This window comes from Ruminococcus sp. Marseille-P328 (assembly GCF_964249465.1).
Taxonomy (GTDB): Bacteria; Bacillota; Clostridia; order Lachnospirales; family Lachnospiraceae; genus Blautia_A; species Blautia_A faecis.
The window spans coordinates 57,732-77,042 of the sequence record NZ_CAXUBQ010000014.1 but is presented as its reverse complement, the minus strand read 5'-3'; the positions used below and the strand labels follow the sequence as shown (position 1 = coordinate 77,042).

Here is a 19,311-nt window from a genome sequence, read left to right as displayed (position 1 = left end):
AAACACGTTTTTTTGAAAAAGAATAAAAATACTTACATTTTTATTTTTTTGCACGGATGCCTAATTCTTTGTTTCGGCTGAGTGGAGAGAGTCTGGAATTATTTTTAGAGCATTTTGTTCTTTTTTCATATTGTTTTTTAATTAATCCAGGGTATTAATTTTTCCATAAAGAACCCTGCTGCATAAAAAACACCGCCAGGTGACTTTCGCATTTTATCTGCGAATTTTCATCTGACGGTGTTTTTATCTTAAAAATTATTTATTCAACCTCTTCCGGCTCCATACTCAGCTTATGCTCCACTTCTGTGCCAATATCATACTTCTGTCTGTATTCCTTAAAATAAGTGTAATATTCCAGACTGTCTGTAGGATAAATTCTGGAGTTGTGAATGTGGATATCGGTTGTCTCTTCCCCACTTTTCATAAGTGCTGTCATAGCACTTGCACAGTGGGAAGCAATACGTCCAAAGCTGTTCAGAATATCGCTGAACACAGTTCCCTCTTCCAGTCCGCATTTGCCCTGGCTGAGGCGCTCTGCATGGCGCATCTTCAGTTCATCACAAAGTCTGGTGATTACCACGCCAAGTGGTGCAACACGCTGTGCGGCTTCTCTGTCATCGTTCATAAATGCATTGCAGGTCACATTGATTTCCTCACGGACTGCATCCATAACTACATTCAGCTCATCCCATGCTGTCTGAGAGAAATTAGTGTGGTTATCATGCATTTCATTGGACATATGTGCGATGTAGGAAGCGTGATCGCCAATTCTCTCAAAGTCATTGATAGTGTGCAGATAAAGGGAGGTCTGGCGCGTCTGGGCGGTGTTCATCTCACGTTTGGTGAGCTGAATCAGATACTCTCCAAGACGGCTCTCATATTTGTCGATCAGGTCTTCCTTACGCTGTACCTTGTCATATTTATCCTGCTGATAATCATTCAGAAGGTTCATAGCTCTGTTTACATTCTTACGAAGCTTCTTGGCCATACCATTCATAGCACGATGACACTGTCCGATTGCAAGTGCAGGATAATTTAACAGACGCTCTTCCAGAAGATCGAAGTCTGCCTCGTCCTCCAGCTCCTCTGCGCTGTCCTTAACCAGATAGCAAACCAGTTTCTCCAGCTTGGAAATAAACGGGAAAAGCACCACAACGGTAGCCACACGGAAAATGGTGTTCAAAAATGCGATGGATACCGGAGTCATGATCATATCCAAAAATCCAAAATGAATGAACGCATTCAAGGTATAGAATACAATGGACCACAGGATCAGACCGAATAAGTCATTCAGCAAATATACAAGAGCTGTTCTCTTACCGTTCTTATTCGCTCCAACTGCAGAGATCAGTACCGGACATGCAGCACCAACACCGATACCAAGAACAATTGGAAATGCACTTGCAAAGGTGAGGATTCCGGTTACGGAAAGAGCCTGCAGCACACCAACTGTTGCAGATGCACTCTGAAGCACTGCGGTAAATGCAATACCTACCAGAATACCTGCAATTGGGTTGGAAAACATTGTCAGCATATCAATAAATACAGGACTTTCACGAAGAGGAGAAACTGCTCCACTCATCATCTGCATACCATTCATCAGAATAGCAAAGCCCAGCATAATGTTTCCAATATTTCGGTATACAGATCTCTTACAGACCATACGAAGCATGATACCGATTACAGCAACTACTGCTGAAATAGTGGCTGTAGAAAGAATACTTGCAATTCCACCGGAGCCCTGGATATAAGACAGACACAGAATCCATCCTGTAATACTGGTTCCGATATTTGCGCCCATGATAATACCAATTGCCTGTTTCAGCTTCATCATACCGGAGTTTACAAAACCGATTACCATAACGGTAGTGGCGGATGATGACTGGATTACACTGGTAACACCTGTTCCAAGTGCTACTCCCTTCAGCGGGGTATTGGTCATTTTGTAAAGGAATGCTTCCAGCTTATTACCAGCAACGGATTTCAGTCCGTCTCCCATCAGCGACATTCCAAAAAGGAAAAATGATACTCCGCACAGCAAAGATAAAACCATTGAAAAAATTGCCATGTTCTAATCCTCTGTTGTCGTTTCCCTCTGCCAATTCTGCAGAGGCGACCTTTCTTTTCAAAGTATTTTCTTTTGTTAACGTGGATTTTTCTCAATTTTTACATATCCTTAATCATTATGCCATAATCATAGGCTGATTACAATATTTGATTAATTTCAAATTGTAATTTTTTGCGGTTCAAAATTTCCATTTTTCTGTATAATCTGACGAAATATATGGTAATTTTTATTTCTATTCAGCTTACTGACGATAAGTAGATACCATTATGCAAGAATCTTACACACAACCGGCATCTCTCTTATCAGTGACATCACTATATATGAAATTCCCATCTTCTGATTACCATGTAATTTAAGCGTTTAATTGCTTTTTATCTGGATTAATATATCTGATCTGCCAGATAATGCATTTAATTGATACTGGAACTGCAACAAGACAGGCAATAGCACCAAATAGCATAATCGCAACATCCTGAAAGAGGAATCTGGAATTGAGAATGATTTCCAGACTATATTTTTGTGTCTGCACATAGGAAAACAATAAAATACTCCCTCCAAGATATGCAAAAAGCAACGTGTTTACTGTTGTGCCTATAATTTCTTTTCCCACCTGATACCCTGTTGAAGTAAGTTCTTTCTCTACCAGACTGTTTTTATGAGTCCAGACTTCATACACAGATGACGTCACAGACAGTGCAGTATCAATGACAGCTCCCAGAGTGCTGAAAACACTTACAAAAACAGCCACATGAAGCATATTAATACTGATATCTGTGTTGTAATAGTACATAAAATCCTCTTCTGAAATCTGAAGTTCATTTAAGCCATAACTTCCTGTTCTCCACGTAATAGCAAAAATCGGAATAAACAGAATCAGCATTACAAACAGTGTAGCCAGAAAGGCAGCTCGCGTTTTGACATTATTTCCATTCTGATAAAACAGAGAATTATAACAGACACCTGCTCCTGCCGCCAGTATCAGAAGCAGTGCGGGAAAACCAGCTGACATCAATATAACCGAAAAAAACAGAATAATAATATTACCTGCCAGTGCCATGATTGAAACAGCTCCACGTTCTCCTCCAATTGTAATCATCAAAAAAAGCAGCACTAATGTAAGAAAAAGAATCATTATTTTCCACTCCTTTTCAGTGATGGTATTTTCATAATAATCGAAGCAATTAAAACAGATACTGGTATTGCCAACACTATTCCAATACTTTCTATCAGAAAGCGACAGATATCATATGGAATGTGATATCTTACAAGCGTTATAAATCTGATCTCATTATTCATTTTAAGAATAAACATTGGAATCATGCCACTTACAAGAACAAATAGCAGTACATTTATCATGGTTCCCATAATATCATATCCGATTTCCCTTCCCGAATGTATCAGCTTTCTTATAGAAACTGATGGATTTTTGCGAACAATTTCACCAGTTGCTGCACTTATAGTGACTGTTACATCCATAATCGCTCCAAGCCCTGTCAGCATAATATCTGTCCAGAATATGTCGGCTGAATTACTCATGCTTCCAAGGTATTCCAGATTAGAATAATCTAAATCTCCATACCTGTGAATAGAAAAATCAAACAGCATCATAATCAGGAAAAGAACACATAAAGTCGAAAGAACAGCAGCCCATGTTTTCCTGTGAATTCCATTCAGACAGATCAATGTAGTCAACGAAAAAAGAAGTGCAATTACATTACATATTCTCAGAATATTCTTTCCATCTCCCAACAGTTGAAATCCGTACGCAAAAATCAATGTATTCAGTATCACTGATACGATCGTATAACCCCCCTGTTTTCTCGTAATATAGATCAGAAGAATAATCAGACCACCCACCAGTACGACCAGATAGATGTCACGTTTTACAGAACGTATAGTTTTTCCAGGTCTGTCTTTTGACCCATTCAGAAGTACCGTATCTCCTTTATGGTATTTCTGCGTCTGAACCTGTGAAGAAGTGTATTCGTTAGAAAGTGTAATTTCTTTACCTTTATATGCACCGTTCAATATCCGGGCTGTAATTTTCTGAGTATAATAGTGTTCTTCTGCACCTCTGGTTCCTTCTCTGCTCATGGTTTCCATTTCTGATACAGAACATATTTTTGCCAGAGGAGTGTGATAGAATCTGGCATTAAAACAGGTAAATATAACACAGATAATATAAATGCCAGCTAAAAGATATTTTTTATGAGATAGACAAAATTTCATTGAATTTATTTTCTCCTTCCAGATTAATATTTCTGCCAATATCGCATTGTACGCTTTTATTCGATGTTGGTCAATGTAAATTGCAGATTATTTGCAAATATTGTTGGCATTTTGATACTGTTCACTGGTAACGTTCCGCGAGGTGTTTTTTGTGAACAAAGTTCACAGAAAACCCGAGAGTTGCAGCGCGAAATCATGCAAAGCATGATTTCTGTGCATCGCGAAGCACGTTACTGTGAACGGAGTGAACAGTAACGGCATTTTTTTCTGTCCCGCGCCAGCATCTATAATACAAATAGTTTGCATTTACACAAAATTATTTTCTATTTCCGGAGTTAATAAATGATAGATAAAAGGCCCCAAAGCTCTGTTTCAAACATTCTGATGGAGCAAAATATATACCTTATAAATAGTTTTCTTGAATCAAGCTATCTCTGTTTAATAAATAGGATAAACATATTCCTCTTCTGACGGCTCTGCGTCTTCTATATCAGTGACAGTAATTTCCATCCCTTTATGTTTGTCATAGTGATATGTACCTGTTACATTTATCCATGCATCCTGCGTCAAATCAGAAGGCAGGTACCATATTGGTAACCTCAATCTTATCCCCTCCAACCTTTGTTGCAAAATCATACATAGGATAAAAGCTTGCCATAACATTTATTTTTTTTCCAGAAGAAGTATCCTCAGTTTCTGCTGCATATGCCAGATTAAAAGAACCAATGCCAAGTGCTATTGTAGCTGCAAGTGCTGTTCTAGTTAATAATTTTTTTCTCATAATAAAATCCTTTCTGCACAAACTTGATGTGCCTGAAAATAAAATTTCAAAAGCATATTATCTCATCCGCTTAAAATAAGCGCAAACCATTTGCGTTTATTAAAATAACGCATAGAATACCGGCCGTCAATAATATTTGCAAATTATTTGCATTTCTGGAGCATAATTGACTTAGGCGAAATAAAAAGATACAATAAAAAAAAGCACATATGAAAGGAATAAAGAAAATGGCTGAGCGAAAACCCTATACTACAAAAACAAGACAGATTATTCTGGAGTATTTGAAGTCCCAGAAGGCTGTCACTGTCAGTGTGGCTGATATTGAAAAATATTTAAAAACTGAAGGAATTAAGGTAAATACAACAACTGTATACCGATATCTTGACAAGCTTTGCGCCGAGCATATTGTAATCAAATATCCGGATCTGAACAGTGATAAAGCTGTGTTTCAGTTTGCAGGAGAAGAAAAAAAATGCACAGAACACCTACATCTGAAATGCATCAGATGTGGCAAGGTTGTGCATCTTGACTGTGACTTTATGGATGAATTTAAAGAGCATTTGTATAAAGATCATGGCTTCCGGCTGCATTGCAGCGGAGATATGCTTCATGGCATCTGTCAGGACTGTGAAAACAAAAAAATTTCTTCTCCACAGAGCTGACTATCTTTTCCTGAGTGTATTGACGGTTCTGCACATAGGAAAACCTTCTTTTTCACAGAAAAAATGGCACACAAGAGAATATTCGCCTCTGGTGCTGTCAGCGAAACATTCCATACATCCTCAGCACTCATAATCAGACGGCCATTTTCCTTTGTTTCAGCAGCACAACACGAGATGGAAAACCTGTCAATTTCTCTGGTCTGCCAGACAGTTTTTCCACTGAGGATCGCTGCCTTTTCTTCTATTGTCATCTTTTCAACCAATTTTTACTGTTTCATAATTGTTTTCCATCCCACTTTCATCCTTATTCAGCATTCTTTCTTTTCTTATATCCTCTAATTACCAGTACTTCCATTCCTGCCATGAAAAGTGCTATTACAATGTCGATACCAATTCCTGCTTTTTTCCAGTTTTCCATACCTGTTTCTTCGTGTTCTCCATCATAAGCCCAACTGCTTACAACTGTATACATGACATTTTTGCAGGCATTTCTCATCTGAAGTACAGATGTTGGATGCTCTGGATTGGCTACATTGTTCTCTTCTCCATTGAATGTAGACAACATTACATCTACTCCATTCGCCAAAGCTGCATCTGCATTCATAAATCCATGACCATTGTTTCGGAAGAAGTCTGTAAGCGCCATTCCCCTGAATCCCCATTCATCTCTGAGAACTGTATTCATAAGGTTACTGCATTCTCCAGTCCATTTATCTCCAAGGAAACTCCAGGAAACCATAACCGCATTTGCTCCACCTTGTTTTACAGAAATCTCGAATGGTTTCAGATAAATTTCCCGGATTGCCTGCTCATTCGACCAGACACTTACCATTTTGGCATTACCTTCATACATAGCAAAATGTTTAATGTAAGAATAAACTCCGTATTTTCTTGCTCCTTCTACTGCTTTTGCTCCCATATTTCCTGAAAGAATTCCATCTTCTGAGAAATATTCATAGTTTCTTGCACCAAATGCGGTTCTATGAGTATTCATTCCTGGTGCATACCAGCCCTCTGCACCCATTTCCTGACTGATCTTGCCCATGCATTCACCCCAGGTTTGTGCAAGTTCCTTATTCCATGTGGAAGCAATCACAACTTCAATCGGAAATCCAATAGAACCAACCCCTGTAAAGTTGTTATTAATTGCTGCCGGTCCATCGAAATCAAGTGTAGCCACTTTTCCCACAGAATCCATGGCTGCTGTCTGATAACCAGCCATTGCAATCATATTTGCCATTTCATCAACAGAAAGCTGATCCAGAAGTTTTTCCCAACGAGGGTCGTCATAATCAGCATCTCGCATATCCTCTAATGTAAGTCCGTTATCTGCTCCCGTTGTCGGCATTACATCCTCATCATTAAGATATGTAGTCTTATCAAAATTACTGTTCAGATGATATTCAGAAGCATATGGCTCACCCAGCTCTGCAGATGCCGGTTCTGCTGTAGCCTCTTTATAATTTGCAAAATGATCTGCACGTGACAGATATGTCACATCGCCTTTTGCATCTTCAAATACATTTGTTGCTGCAGTATCATCTGATACTCTTTTATTTTCTTCCTCATATACTACATCAGTATCTGCAGTATAAGTTTTCTGATCCAGCACAGTGTGTGAATCGCTGTTGATAGAGATCACATAATCGCCTTTTTCAAGAACATACGCTTTTGCATTATTCTCATCATAAGAGGCCATATCTTCTATACTGAATGTAACTGTAACGGTCTGAGATTCTCCCGGCTGAAGCAGATCTGTTTTTGCAAACTCGATCAGATTTGCAGAAGATTTCTCAATTCCTCCATTTGTATATGGCGGTTTATAATACACTTCTACTACATCTTTTCCGGCAACATCTCCGGAGTTGGTTACTTCTACATCTACAGAAATCTGTCCGTCTTTTTCCTCCAGTTCACCCATTTTCTGTTCAAATTCTGTGTAACTCAGACCATATCCAAATGGATACTGTACAGTCTTGTCGTAATCAATCGCACCTTCCTGTGCAGCTGTTTCATAGTACTTGTATCCTACATAAATGCCTTCCACATAATTGGTAAATGCCGGAGCATACACCTGCGCAGTTCCTGCGTTCATTCCTTCAACAGCCATATCTGCCAGATTTGTATACTCTGTTTTTTCTGCATTATTCCACCACGGAGCAGTCGTCATATCATAAATAAATGTATCCGTTGTTTTTCCGGAAGGATTGACTTCACCTGAAAATACTTTACCAAGTGCATTAAATCCCACATTTCCCGTTCCTGGGCACCATACAACAGATTTAATCTGAGGATATTCATCTGCGAAACCAAGTTCAAACTGATTTGCTCCATTATAAATTACAATGACATTATCAAAGTTTGAGCAAACCATATCCACCATATCTCTCTCAGTTTGTGAAAGCTGTAAATAATGCTCTCCCTCAGGAAAATCATCATATTCATCTGAATTATTATCATATGCTGCTTTTTTTACGTCCATAGGAATATCATTATGACCTTCACCTGCTTTTCTGGAAAGAACCACAACTGCCACATCAGAATACTCTTTCGCACTTTTAATAAGCTCATCACTGTAAGTATCTACAGGTGGCTCAGGTAATGTCCAGCTCTGTTTCTGGATAGACATTTCCGGATCATCTGCACCATAATTGTTATAAAAATCAACCAGTTTCTGGTTAATAGAAAATCCGGCATTTTCAAGTCCCTGATTCAGACTGACAATATCATACAGATCATTAATTCCACCGGAACCAGCTCCTCCGTAAGCCGGATTAATAGATTCCCAGCCAAAAATATTCAGTTTTTTTGTTTCATTTAAAGGAAGCAAGCTTTCATTCTTCAGAAGAACAATTCCGTCTTCCATAATTTCTTCTGCCACTTCCGCAGCTTCTTCATTTGTTTCATCGCTTAAAGTTCCATTTCCCGTTGCAAGTCCAATCAATGTAGCCATTGGTCCAAAACAGATCATATTCACGCAGACAACAACAGCAAGAACCATTGCGATCACAGCTTCTCCTCTTATCAGAAATCTTTTGTCCCTGGACATCCTGCGGCATGCGATCATAATTACGATTCCAATTACAAGTGCGGCAGCAATACCGATAATATACGGTTTGCATAATTGTAATACCGCCAGAACATCTTCCATTTCAACACTGATCATTCTCTTTTTCCCTCCTTTGACTCTCTCGTCCTTTTAAAGTATCATTTCCTGTTGTCATTACTATAACATGGTTATTATTTCGTACCGTTTTTGGCACGAGATGCAGCAAATACCAAATACCGTAACCTTTATTGATCTTCCCCTTTCCGTTTGATATTTCCGGATATACTCTGTTAATTGTTTTACGTAAATTTCTTCATCTTCCACAATTGCATTCTTTGCAACTGTTCAATCACACAATATTGTTCCAGATTTTTATTATTATTTTATAAATAACTTTTATTTCAGTATATCACTGCTTCTTTCTTGCGTTAAGTGGATGTAATATTACAAATTACAGCTGTGTAATCTGGTTTTCTTTTATCATATATCCGCAGTTATCGCATACACTTTCGCCAACTGTTTTTCCATCTCTCACAAATACTTCTATATCTGCACTACATTTCGGACATTTAACTTCTTTAATTGAAGTCATGCTTCTGGCATCCATACATCCTGAAAAAAATCCCATTTTTTCACCTTTTTCCTGTATATATTCTATTATTTTCTTAACCTAATTTTTCTTTTATTTTTTTTATCTCATCTACTGCTGTCTGGCTGAAATCATAAGGAGAAACTCCCTCTCTGTCTGCATTCATAATTTCCGGATTATAATGAACAAATCCCAGCAAATCACTTTCCGGTATTCTGTCTTTCACAAATGCTTCATCACTTTCATCCCTGATTTTATTTGCAACAACTCTTACTTTCTTTACCCCCAGTTCTTCTGCCAGACGCTTTACGTTTCTATAAGTCTGAACACTTCTGGCTCCTGGCTCTATCACAACGATAAACTGATCCATGCCTTCTGTTGTCCCTCTTCCAAGATGTTCCAAACCTGCTTCCATATCCAGCAGCACAACATCCTCTCTGTGCAGAATAAGATTGTTGATGATCCGTTTAAGCATTACATTTTCCGGGCAGACACAGCCGCTTCCGGCTGTTTCTACTGTTCCAAGAATCAATAATCTGACACCATTACGAAATTTCGAATATCTCTCCGGAATATCGTCAACTTTTGGATTGATTTTGTAAAATATATTGCTTTTATCCGCTCCGGTCCGTTCTTCCACCAGCTTTCTCATTTTGCTGACTGGTATAATCTCTGCCAGTTCTTCCTCTGAAAAACCTAGTGCCAGTCCCAGATTCGCATCCGGATCTGCATCCGCTGCATACACTGTTTTTCCTTCATCTGCATATAATCTTGCAAGAGTTGCAGCGATTGTGGTCTTTCCTACACCACCTTTTCCTGTTACGGCTATTTTCATTTCTTATTACTTCCTCTCATTTATTGCTTCAAAATTTTCCTTGCAAGCATATGAATTTCCGGAATTTCCATCATTAGTTCATCTCCAACCAATCCCTTTCTTGCGATTTCTGTATCTGTTGAAATAACTGCCAACACCTTACTCTGATCGTCAATAGACTCCAACATTGTTGGCAAAACCAATTCATTTACTTTATTTAACACAAAAAATACAGTTTTCCCAATGCTGTCCCCTAGCTGTTGGATTTTTTTCGTCAATTTCAATGATTCAAAAGAAGGATCTACGATCATTAAGATTAAATCCACACTGTTATCTACACCACGTCCAAAATGCTCTACGCCAGCTTCCATATCCAACAATACAACTTCATTTTCTCCTACCGTCAGATGTTTGATAAATTGCTTTAAAATACTATTCATTGTGCAGGCACAGCCTTCATTTGACTGACGTATTTTTCCACTGGAAATAAGCATCACGCCATTGTTTCGTGAAATATATTCTTCGGGTATCTCATTCAATGTAAATGGTTCCGAATAGAACTTTTTTGCAAATGCAGACAACTTCACAGTATCAAGAATCTCTCCTGCCATCATTGTTTTAAAAGCTTTCTCCTTACCACCAAAATACTCTGTAAAATCCCTTGGAAGCTTTACACCAAGTTGGCGATGCAGTCCATAATTTGATTCATCAGAATCAGCTACAAGAACAGTCTTTCCCATTCGTTCAAATTCTTTGGCAAGCAGCGCTGATACTGTACTTTTTCCACAGCCACCTTTGCCACATACTGTAATCTTCATACTTTCAATCCTCCAACTCACAATCCCAACTTCTTTACAATTCCTTCCAGTGCACTTCTTACAGGAGAATCTTTCGGAAGCTGTATGATCGGCTTTCCATCACAGTCATACTGATATACCTGGTCATCATGTGGTACAACCCCTAACAGTTCCAGTCCCTGATTTCGGATTTCTTCCAGAGTTCCGGCATCCAGTTTTCCATCTGGAACACGATTCACGATTAATCCGGTTTTCTGTGGTTTAAAGTTTAATTCCTTCATCAGCTTTGCAATACGTCCGGCTGCCTGAACACCTCTTCTGGAACAGTCACTTACAAGAATCGCAACTTCCATCATTGGCAGGATTCCTCTGCTGATATGTTCCATACCTGCTTCGTTATCAACCACAATATATGGATAATGGCTTTGCAGTTTCTGAACCTGGGTCTGCACAAGACCATTTACAAAACAATAGCAGCCCTGTCCCTGGGTTCGCCCCATTACCATCAAATCATAATCGTCTTCTTCTGCAATTGCATCGGAAAGACGCATTTCCAGATAAGCCTGTTTTGTCATTCCTGCCGGAATCTGATATCGTGGATCAACTCCTGCACGTTCAATCTCTTCTCTCAGTTCTCCGAGTGTAATCTCAGGTTCAACGCCGAGCACTTCATTCAAATTCGCATTTGCATCTGCATCTACAGCTAAAACCGGATGTTTTCTATTTTCACATAAATATTGAATCAACAATCCACAAAGGGTTGTTTTCCCTACACCGCCTTTTCCTGATACAGCAATTACATGTCCCATGTTTTTCCTCCTAAAATTCTGAACAATCTGTTGACTTTTTCTTTAAATCCCATTATAGTTGTTACTATATAAATTACAATAATCAATCTATGAGATTTGTATGGCTACTCAACACATCAGAAAAATTGTTGAGGAATCATATGATACCAAATAATATAGGAGTATATAATGTCAGAAAAAACGAGAAAACAAGATCGCCGTACCCGCTATACCAGGCAAACCATAAAAGATACGTTCTTAGAATTGTTAAAGCAGAAAAGTTTTACGAAAATTTCAGTTACAGAAATCTGCCAAAATGCTGAAATCAACCGTGGCACTTTTTATCTTCATTACTACGATATCCATGATGTATTATCAGATATTTTTAATGATATGACTCAGGATATGTTAACAACTGTAGAACATTTATTCTGTCTAAATCAAAAAAGTTGTTCCTATCCGTTCTGTCAGATAATACAGATGGAATCACAATACAGGGCACTGTTTCTGGATGATGCAATTGCCCCTATTCTTCTGGAAAAATTAGCAGAAAATACAAAAGAAGGCTATGTGACCTGGCTCATGTCACACAGCCTCCTAACCTTTGAACAGGCAGAATCGGTTTTTTATTTTCAAATGAATGGCTGCCTTTCCATCAACAGACTGATGCTCCGCAATCACTGTAATGACTGGAAACAGATCCAGACAACAATTGACAAATTTATCAAAGCCGGACTGGAAAGTTTTCTGATTCATGATCAGAGGGAAGAAAATGCTTCCGATAATTTTTGCAGTAAAATTTCTCCAACTGTTACCGCATCTTCTACACTCAGATAATGATCGGCATGATCTTGAAGAAATAGTTTTCCCGATGCAGGAAATTCTTCATCCGCAAACCATATCTTTAAAGTTACCGGATATCTTGGCAGAACTGGAAAAACAGCACACAGATCCGCCGTTGTCTCTGTGAATTCTGCACCCAGACTTGTACATGCTTTCTGAATTTTCTCAGGATCTTTGTCCTGCAAAAGCTTTTCCAGTTTCTGCTCTGCAGTCCGGTCAAACTTGGTCCCCCGAATCAATCCATCTTTCAGGTTGCCAAAAGTAATGAGCTTCTGTGAGCCTTCCGTTCCATCTGCCATATCCAGATAATGCAGCAATGTCAGATAATGCCATTCATCTATATCTGAACTAATATAAAACTCAGGAAGTTGAATTTCAAACACTTCATGAAAACTCGGTACCTCAAGCACATTTCGGCTGCTATGAAAAACAGCCCCACTTTTTGCAGCAATATCCTCTCCGGAACGATTTTGCAGCCGTTTTACTGCTGCCTGCAGCATTTCCTGAAATGCACGATTTTCTGTTTGATTTCTGTATTCCATAAGTTCTCCTTTGTAAATATTTTATCGCATCATGTAATAATCAATGTTTATGCAAGGATTTTGGTGGTTTCATTAATCTGGCTTTATCCGGATTCTCTTTTATCCATTCCTGGACAAAATCCATTACCTCAGTCATAGTTTCATAATCTTTTCCACAAAAACAGCAACTTGGGCATGTTGGACATGGCCATCCCTTATTTTTGAATCTGCATGCGTCTAAATGTCGGTATGCTCTTAATAAATTTGCTTCATATTCTTCTTTAGACTGTGAAGCTTCCCTGTTTTCACGATAATAAAGGTGATACATTTTTTTAGTCATATGTTTTTTGATTCTGGTATATAAATTTCCTTTTAATTTGTCCACAATCAGCATATTATACAATCCTCCGTAAGTTTTATTACTATGTTGACTTTTCCTTTAAATTTCATTATAGTTGTAATTATATTATTTACAATCATCAAAATAAAAAATATGTACAATTTCTCAACACATTAAAAAGAGCTGTTGAGAACTTGGGATGTTTTTGACAAACCAGAAATATTTTCGCCTCAAAAACGTGAAACCAAAATCATTATATCATACTACAAGGAGTTTCTTATCATGAAATACTCAACGAAATTAAGCGATACTGTCCATGTAATGGTTCTGATTGCTATCAACCAGGAAAACTCACTCTCCAGTGCCTCAATTGCAGAAAGTGTCCATACAAATCCCGGCTTTGTACGCCAGCTCATGTTAAAACTAAAAAAGGCCGAACTTATGACCAGTGTAGCCGGACATGCCCGTCCTTCTCTTTCAAAACCAGCAGACCAGATTACGTTGCTGGATATTTATAAAGCAGTGGAGGGCGAGAAACCGCTACTTCATTTAGATACTCATACCAACCCTGATTGTGGCGTTGGCATTAATATTCAGTTGTCCTTGCAGGGATTCTATAATGAAATTCAAAAAAACACTGAAGAAAAGATGAATACAATTACTTTACAGGATATCATAAATACTTATTATCAGCGAACATCCATGCAAAATGATTTACAAAATATTATATAGCAGGAGAAACGAGAATGGACTTCCAGATATAGATTATCTTCTAAATGATGAAGAATCCGATAACGATTTGGCGAGTAAAATTTTATATTTTCTAATCCAGGGATTTTCTTGTTATCATGCCCGCCTCCGTGCGGGCATTTTTAAATTCAGCAGCGCACCACAGGCGGTCTTTCCTGTACAGAAAAAAAGAAGCGTTCCTACAGGCGCTTCTTCTTACCATATTAGGACTTCGATCAAAAGTTAGTAGGCCACAAAGTGGGCCATTTTTCAAAAAATTACATGAATTTATATAGAGTTTTATCCAAGTCGGAAATCCGCTAAATGCTCTAGCTATCAGCATCTAAAGGCATTTAACAACTTATATGGACATTTATGAAATCGGCCTCGTAATAACGATACCTAATTTCATTATTTCTGCTTATTTGAATGACAGTGATTTTTCCTTCCAAAAGTGATACCAAAAGGTGATAGTAGGTAAATTATAAAACGCCCCTACCCACAATTCAATTGGTAATATTTACCAATCATCCTTGTGTTTAGGGGCGTTTAATTACTTCTCGCTTGGACACATTAGCTAAAAATTAGCTATTATTTTATTATTTGTTATAGTTTACGATATCACCGAACTCTGGTTTCAGGGATGCACCGCCTACAAGACCTCCGTCGATGTCTGCCTGAGCAAATAACTCCGGAGCTGTCTTAGCGTTTACAGATCCGCCGTACTGGATGCGGATTGCTGCTGCAGTTGCCTCATCATAGATCTCAGCGATGCAAGCACGGATTCCTGCGCAAACTTCCTGAGCCTGCTCAGTTGTAGCTGTTTTGCCAGTTCCGATAGCCCAGATCGGCTCGTAAGCGATAACGGCTGTTTTAGCCTGATCAGCTGTAACGTTCTGGAAACCAACTTTAACCTGCTGACGGATAAAGTCCATAGTTACACCCTGCTCTCTCTGATCAAGAGTCTCTCCACAGCACATAATTGGAGTGATTCCGTGCTCAAATGCTTTGAGCATTTTCTTGTTTACAGTTTCGCTTGTCTCAGCGAAGTACTCTCTTCTCTCAGAGTGTCCGAGAACTACGTATTTAACACCAGCGTCTGTAAGCATGTTCGGGGAAATCTCGCCTGTGAAAGCACCTTTCTCCTCGAAGTACATGTTCTCAGCACCTACCTGGATGTTGGAGCCTTTTGCAGCCTCAACTACAGGAAGAATATCGATAGCCGGTACGCAGAATACTACGTCAACGTCATCGTTTGCTACTAATGGTTTTAAAGTTTCTACTAATTTAACTGCCTCACTTGGAGTCATGTTCATTTTCCAGTTTCCGGCAATAATTTTCTTTCTAGACATTTTATATATCTCCTTTTGTATGATAAGGAAGTTCGATTCACTAAACGGACATGTCGCCGGCAGGCGGCATCACCATATATGAAAGTCAGCTGGTCTGCGCCGTTGGCCTGCTCTCATTAAGTTCCTTCGAACCAAATCCGCACATAATTCAAGCTGCGCTTACAGCTTGCTTTCATTAAGTGCTCTATTTATTTATCGTTAGCTGCTGCTACGCCTGGTAACTCTTTTCCTTCCAGGAATTCAAGAGATGCACCGCCACCTGTGGAGATGTGTGTCATCTTGTCACCATAGCCAAGGATATTAACTGCTGCTGCGGAATCACCACCACCGATGATAGTTGTAGCATCTGTATCAGCAAGAGCTTTGGCAACAGCCTCCGTGCCATGAGCGAAGTTCGGCATTTCGAAACAGCCCATCGGTCCGTTCCAAACAACTGTCTTGGCATCTTTTACAGCGTCAGCGAAAAGTTTCTCTGTCTCTGGTCCGATGTCCATTCCTTCCCATCCATCCGGAATCTCACCACGTTTTACAACCTGGATATTGCAATCATTGGAGAAGGAATCACCAATTCTGTTATCAACCGGAAGAAGAAGCTTAACGCCTTTTTCTTCTGCCTTCTTCATCATGTCTAATGCATACTGAAGATAATCATCCTCGCAAAGGGAAACACCAATGTGTCCGCCCATAGCCTTGGAGAATGTATAGGACATTCCACCACCAATGATCAGAGTATCCACCTTGTCAAGAAGGTTGTTGATAACAGAGATCTTGCTGGAAACCTTAGCACCGCCAAGGATTGCTACGAATGGTCTATCAGGATTGTTTACAGCGTTTCCGAGGAAATCGATTTCTTTCTGCATCAGATATCCAACAACAGCTGTATCTACATATTTGGTAACACCAACGTTAGAGCAGTGTGCTCTGTGAGCGGTACCAAATGCATCGTTTACAAATACATCGCAAAGAGAAGCAAGTTCCTTGCTGAATTCATCACCGTTCTTAGTCTCTTCTGCACGATAACGGGTATTCTCAAGAAGAATGATCTCGCCGTCTTTCATGTCAGCTACTGCTGCTTTTACAGTGTCATCTACAACAACCGGGCTTGGAACGAATTTCACTTCCTGTCCGAGAAGCTCTGTGAGACGTTTAGCAACAGGTGCAAGAGAAAGCTCCGGTTTCGGCTCTCCTTTCGGTTTTCCAAGGTGAGAGCAAAGGATAATCTTTCCACCATCTGCAACAAGCTTCTTGATTGTAGGAAGAGCTGCTACCAGACGGTTCTCATCTGTAATCTTACCGTCCTGCAGAGGTACATTGAAGTCACATCTTACGAGGACTCTTTTGCCTTTTACGTTGATGTCATCAACAGATTTCTTATTCAGCATCTTGTTATGCCTCCTTATAAAATTTAACTTTTTATACAGACAAAAGGGTCCGGTCCTATTCAGACCGGACCCTTCTCTGAGTCTTATTCATATGCTGTCAGGCCATGGCTTGTCAGCATTTGAAAACCCTACTCTGCTTCTGATTAAGCGTTAAGCAGTTTACCAAAGTGTTTGATTGTACGAACCATCTGGCTTGTGTAGGAGTTCTCATTGTCATACCAGGAAACAACCTGAACCTCTGTTGTGCCATTCTCAAGTGGAAGAACCATTGTCTGAGTAGCATCGAACAGAGAACCAAATCTCATACCAACGATATCGCTGGAAACGATCTCATCTTCGTTGTATCCGAAGGACTCGTTAGAAGCTGCTTTCATAGCTGCGTTGATCTGCTCTTTAGTTACATTTCCTTCAACAACTGCTGTAAGGATTGTAGTAGAACCTGTTGGGGTTGGAACACGCTGTGCGGAACCGATCAGTTTGCCGTTCAGTTCTGGGATAACAAGACCGATTGCTTTAGCAGCACCTGTGCTGTTCGGAACGATGTTAACTGCAGCTGCACGGGATCTTCTCAGATCGCCTTTTCTCTGCGGTCCGTCAAGTGTCATCTGATCGCCTGTGTAAGCGTGGATTGTGCACATGATACCGGATTTGATTGCAGCAAGGTCATTAAGTGCTTTAGCCATTGGAGCTAAGCAGTTTGTTGTACAGGAAGCTGCGGAAATGATGTGATCCTCTTTTGTAAGAGTCTCATGGTTTACATTGTAAACGATTGTCTTAAGGTCGTTTCCAGCCGGAGCGGAAATGATAACATGTTTAGCACCTGCATCGATATGAGCCTGAGCTTTGTCTTTGGATGTATAGAATCCAGTACACTCAAGAACTACGTCTACACCGATCTCTCCCCATGGAAGCTCAGCAGCGTTAGCTTTTGCATAAATTTTGATTTCTTTTCCGTCAACCGTGATGGAATCCTCTCCAGCTACTACTGTATCTGCAAGAGCATATCTTCCCTGAGTTGAGTCATATTTTAATAAGTGAGCGAGCATTTTAGGAGATGTTAAGTCGTTGATAGCAACGATTTCAAATCCTTCTGCACCGAACATCTGACGGAATGCAAGACGACCAATACGTCCAAAACCATTAATTGCAACTTTTACTGCCATGATAAATTCCTCCTATGAATTAAATGGTAAAAATTATGTGAGTGCTTCAATCTTTGTGAAAGAAACATCAACCTATAGCGTATTGTACCTAATTCCGAACAAAAATTCAAGCCTATTTTCAAAAAAATAACAGGCAAATTGCCACAAATATTCTCTGATATGATATACTGCTCTCAAATGAGACAATTAAGTCCCTTTTATGACACAGTGGCAGCATTTATGCACGTTTTTTCCTTTCTTTTTCGTGTAGGAAGAATTTTTTTCACATGTTCCTTCGCTGTACACTTATCCATAAAATATATCTTTATATTTACAGAAAATATATTTTTAAAATACTTTGCTTGGTTTATAATTTATAAGGAGGTTATTATGAAAATACTTTCCAACTCTCCCGGAGTTTTGTGGGACTGCCACATGCATTCTGAATTTTCCGCAGATTCCGGCACTCCCACTGCGGATATGATCCGCCAGGCCATTGCACTGGGGTTTAAGGGAATCTGCTTTACAGAGCATCTGGATCCAGACTATCCACCAACTCCGGATGACCTGGAATTTGCCCTGGATATTCCCGCCTATTACACTAAACTCAACGAACTGAAAGTGACTTACAAGAATCAGATTCACATCCATTTCGGTATTGAGATCGGTTTGCAGCTTCATCTTAAACAATATTTTCACAATCTTTTAAAAGAATATCCTTTCGATTTCGTGATTGGTTCTTCTCACGTAGTCCACGGTGCCGACCCCTACTACCCGGAATTTTTCCAGGGCAGGAACGAGGAACAGGCCTACCTTGAATATTTCGAATCCATTCTGGAGAATCTGGATGCATTTCATGAAATGGACACTTATGGACATCTGGATTATATTGTCCGCTACGGTCCAAACAAAAACCAGTTTTATTCTTATAAAAAATATCGGAACATTCTGGATGCGATTCTGAAAAAACTGACAGACACAAATGTAGGACTGGAAGTCAACACCGGCGGTTATCACTACGGTCTTGGAGAGCCAAACCCATGTACGGATATCATCCGGCGTTATAAAGAACTAGGGGGCGAAATCATCACCATTGGTGCTGACGCGCATACACCGGATAAAATAGGATACGCTTTTGATAGGGCTGCGCAGGTGCTGAAAGAATGTGGATTTGAATATTATACAGTATTTAAAGATCGGAAACCAAACTTTGTAAAGTTATAAC

Annotated in this window: 17 protein-coding genes and 1 pseudogene; 4 read left to right on the top strand and 14 right to left on the bottom strand. The window is 39.4% G+C overall.

From position 1 onward, the window contains the following. Positions 1–259: 259 nt before the first annotated feature. The 4 genes and pseudogenes from ACESTK_RS11360 to ACESTK_RS11345 form a co-directional block, all read right to left on the bottom strand. Positions 260–2,068 carry a Na/Pi cotransporter family protein gene (locus tag ACESTK_RS11360; RefSeq protein ID WP_118580913.1) on the bottom strand — a complete coding sequence of 603 codons (1,809 nt, stop codon included), beginning with the start codon at positions 2,066–2,068 and terminating at the stop codon, positions 260–262. Positions 2,069–2,420: 352 nt separating this feature from the next. Continuing rightward, positions 2,421–3,200 carry a YibE/F family protein gene (locus tag ACESTK_RS11355; RefSeq protein ID WP_173715631.1) on the bottom strand — a complete coding sequence of 260 codons (780 nt, stop codon included), beginning with the start codon at positions 3,198–3,200 and terminating at the stop codon, positions 2,421–2,423. Further along, positions 3,200–4,297, bottom strand: coding sequence for a YibE/F family protein (locus ACESTK_RS11350; RefSeq protein WP_148462497.1), 1,098 nt, complete (start codon positions 4,295–4,297; stop codon positions 3,200–3,202). The genes ACESTK_RS11355 and ACESTK_RS11350 overlap by 1 nt, the downstream gene beginning before the upstream one ends. Before the next feature lie 577 nt (positions 4,298–4,874). Continuing rightward, positions 4,875–4,994: pseudogene (locus ACESTK_RS11345) on the bottom strand (ABC transporter substrate-binding protein); the annotation flags it as partial. 311 nt (positions 4,995–5,305) lie between these two features. Between ACESTK_RS11345 and ACESTK_RS11340 the strand changes: the two are divergent. Then, positions 5,306–5,740, top strand: coding sequence for a Fur family transcriptional regulator (locus tag ACESTK_RS11340; protein ID WP_118580919.1), 435 nt, complete (start codon positions 5,306–5,308; stop codon positions 5,738–5,740). A 304-nt stretch (positions 5,741–6,044) separates the two neighbouring features. Here the strand turns inward: ACESTK_RS11340 and ACESTK_RS11335 are convergent, their stop codons facing one another. From ACESTK_RS11335 to ACESTK_RS11315, 5 genes are all read right to left on the bottom strand, one after another. Beyond that, positions 6,045–8,906, bottom strand: a complete 2,862-nt coding sequence (locus ACESTK_RS11335; protein WP_373119768.1) for a glycoside hydrolase family 3 C-terminal domain-containing protein — start codon at positions 8,904–8,906, stop codon at positions 6,045–6,047. Between the two features lie 334 nt (positions 8,907–9,240). Further along, the gene (locus tag ACESTK_RS11330; protein WP_226837154.1) at positions 9,241–9,417 is read right to left on the bottom strand and encodes a TFIIB-type zinc ribbon-containing protein; all 177 of its coding nucleotides are present in this window, start codon (positions 9,415–9,417) and stop codon (positions 9,241–9,243) included. A 37-nt stretch (positions 9,418–9,454) separates the two neighbouring features. Then, positions 9,455–10,213, bottom strand: a complete 759-nt coding sequence (locus ACESTK_RS11325) for an AAA family ATPase (protein ID WP_373119766.1) — start codon at positions 10,211–10,213, stop codon at positions 9,455–9,457. 20 nt (positions 10,214–10,233) lie between these two features. Then, complete coding sequence (locus ACESTK_RS11320) at positions 10,234–11,010, bottom strand: ATP-binding protein (RefSeq protein WP_227198822.1); 777 nt, start codon at positions 11,008–11,010, stop codon at positions 10,234–10,236. Between the two features lie 17 nt (positions 11,011–11,027). Next, complete coding sequence (locus tag ACESTK_RS11315) at positions 11,028–11,798, bottom strand: AAA family ATPase (protein ID WP_373119764.1); 771 nt, start codon at positions 11,796–11,798, stop codon at positions 11,028–11,030. A gap of 168 nt (positions 11,799–11,966) precedes the next feature. Here ACESTK_RS11315 and ACESTK_RS11310 point away from each other — a divergent pair, with 168 nt between their 5' ends. Beyond that, a complete protein-coding gene (locus ACESTK_RS11310) occupies positions 11,967–12,614 on the top strand; it encodes a TetR/AcrR family transcriptional regulator (RefSeq protein WP_173771572.1) in 648 nt (215 codons plus the stop codon). Here the strand turns inward: ACESTK_RS11310 and ACESTK_RS11305 are convergent. Together ACESTK_RS11305 and ACESTK_RS11300 are read right to left on the bottom strand one after the other, a co-directional pair. Then, a complete protein-coding gene (locus ACESTK_RS11305) occupies positions 12,536–13,162 on the bottom strand; it encodes a DUF3786 domain-containing protein (RefSeq protein WP_373119762.1) in 627 nt (208 codons plus the stop codon). The genes ACESTK_RS11310 and ACESTK_RS11305 overlap by 79 nt on opposite strands. A gap of 40 nt (positions 13,163–13,202) precedes the next feature. After that, positions 13,203–13,535 (bottom strand): nitrous oxide-stimulated promoter, encoded by a 333-nt coding sequence (locus tag ACESTK_RS11300; RefSeq protein WP_119247515.1) that lies wholly within the window; start codon positions 13,533–13,535, stop codon positions 13,203–13,205. Between the two features lie 228 nt (positions 13,536–13,763). On the opposite strand from ACESTK_RS11300, the gene ACESTK_RS11295 reads away from it, so the two are divergent. After that, positions 13,764–14,213, top strand: coding sequence for an Rrf2 family transcriptional regulator (locus ACESTK_RS11295; RefSeq protein ID WP_118580949.1), 450 nt, complete (start codon positions 13,764–13,766; stop codon positions 14,211–14,213). Between the two features lie 596 nt (positions 14,214–14,809). Here ACESTK_RS11295 and tpiA read toward each other — a convergent pair. The 3 genes from tpiA to gap all read right to left on the bottom strand — a co-directional run bounded on the left by tpiA (position 14,810) and on the right by gap (position 18,107). Further along, complete coding sequence (gene tpiA / locus ACESTK_RS11290) at positions 14,810–15,562, bottom strand: triose-phosphate isomerase (protein ID WP_118580952.1); 753 nt, start codon at positions 15,560–15,562, stop codon at positions 14,810–14,812. A gap of 188 nt (positions 15,563–15,750) precedes the next feature. Continuing rightward, the gene (pgk, locus tag ACESTK_RS11285) at positions 15,751–16,944 is read right to left on the bottom strand and encodes a phosphoglycerate kinase (RefSeq protein WP_118580955.1); all 1,194 of its coding nucleotides are present in this window, start codon (positions 16,942–16,944) and stop codon (positions 15,751–15,753) included. Between the two features lie 143 nt (positions 16,945–17,087). After that, positions 17,088–18,107 carry a type I glyceraldehyde-3-phosphate dehydrogenase gene (gene gap / locus ACESTK_RS11280; protein ID WP_117851616.1) on the bottom strand — a complete coding sequence of 340 codons (1,020 nt, stop codon included), beginning with the start codon at positions 18,105–18,107 and terminating at the stop codon, positions 17,088–17,090. A gap of 369 nt (positions 18,108–18,476) precedes the next feature. Between gap and ACESTK_RS11275 the strand changes: the two genes are divergently transcribed. Further along, on the top strand, positions 18,477–19,310 hold the full coding sequence (locus ACESTK_RS11275; protein WP_226815043.1) for a histidinol-phosphatase HisJ family protein: 834 nt from the start codon (positions 18,477–18,479) through the stop codon (positions 19,308–19,310). The last annotated feature ends 1 nt before the right edge of the window (position 19,311 follow it).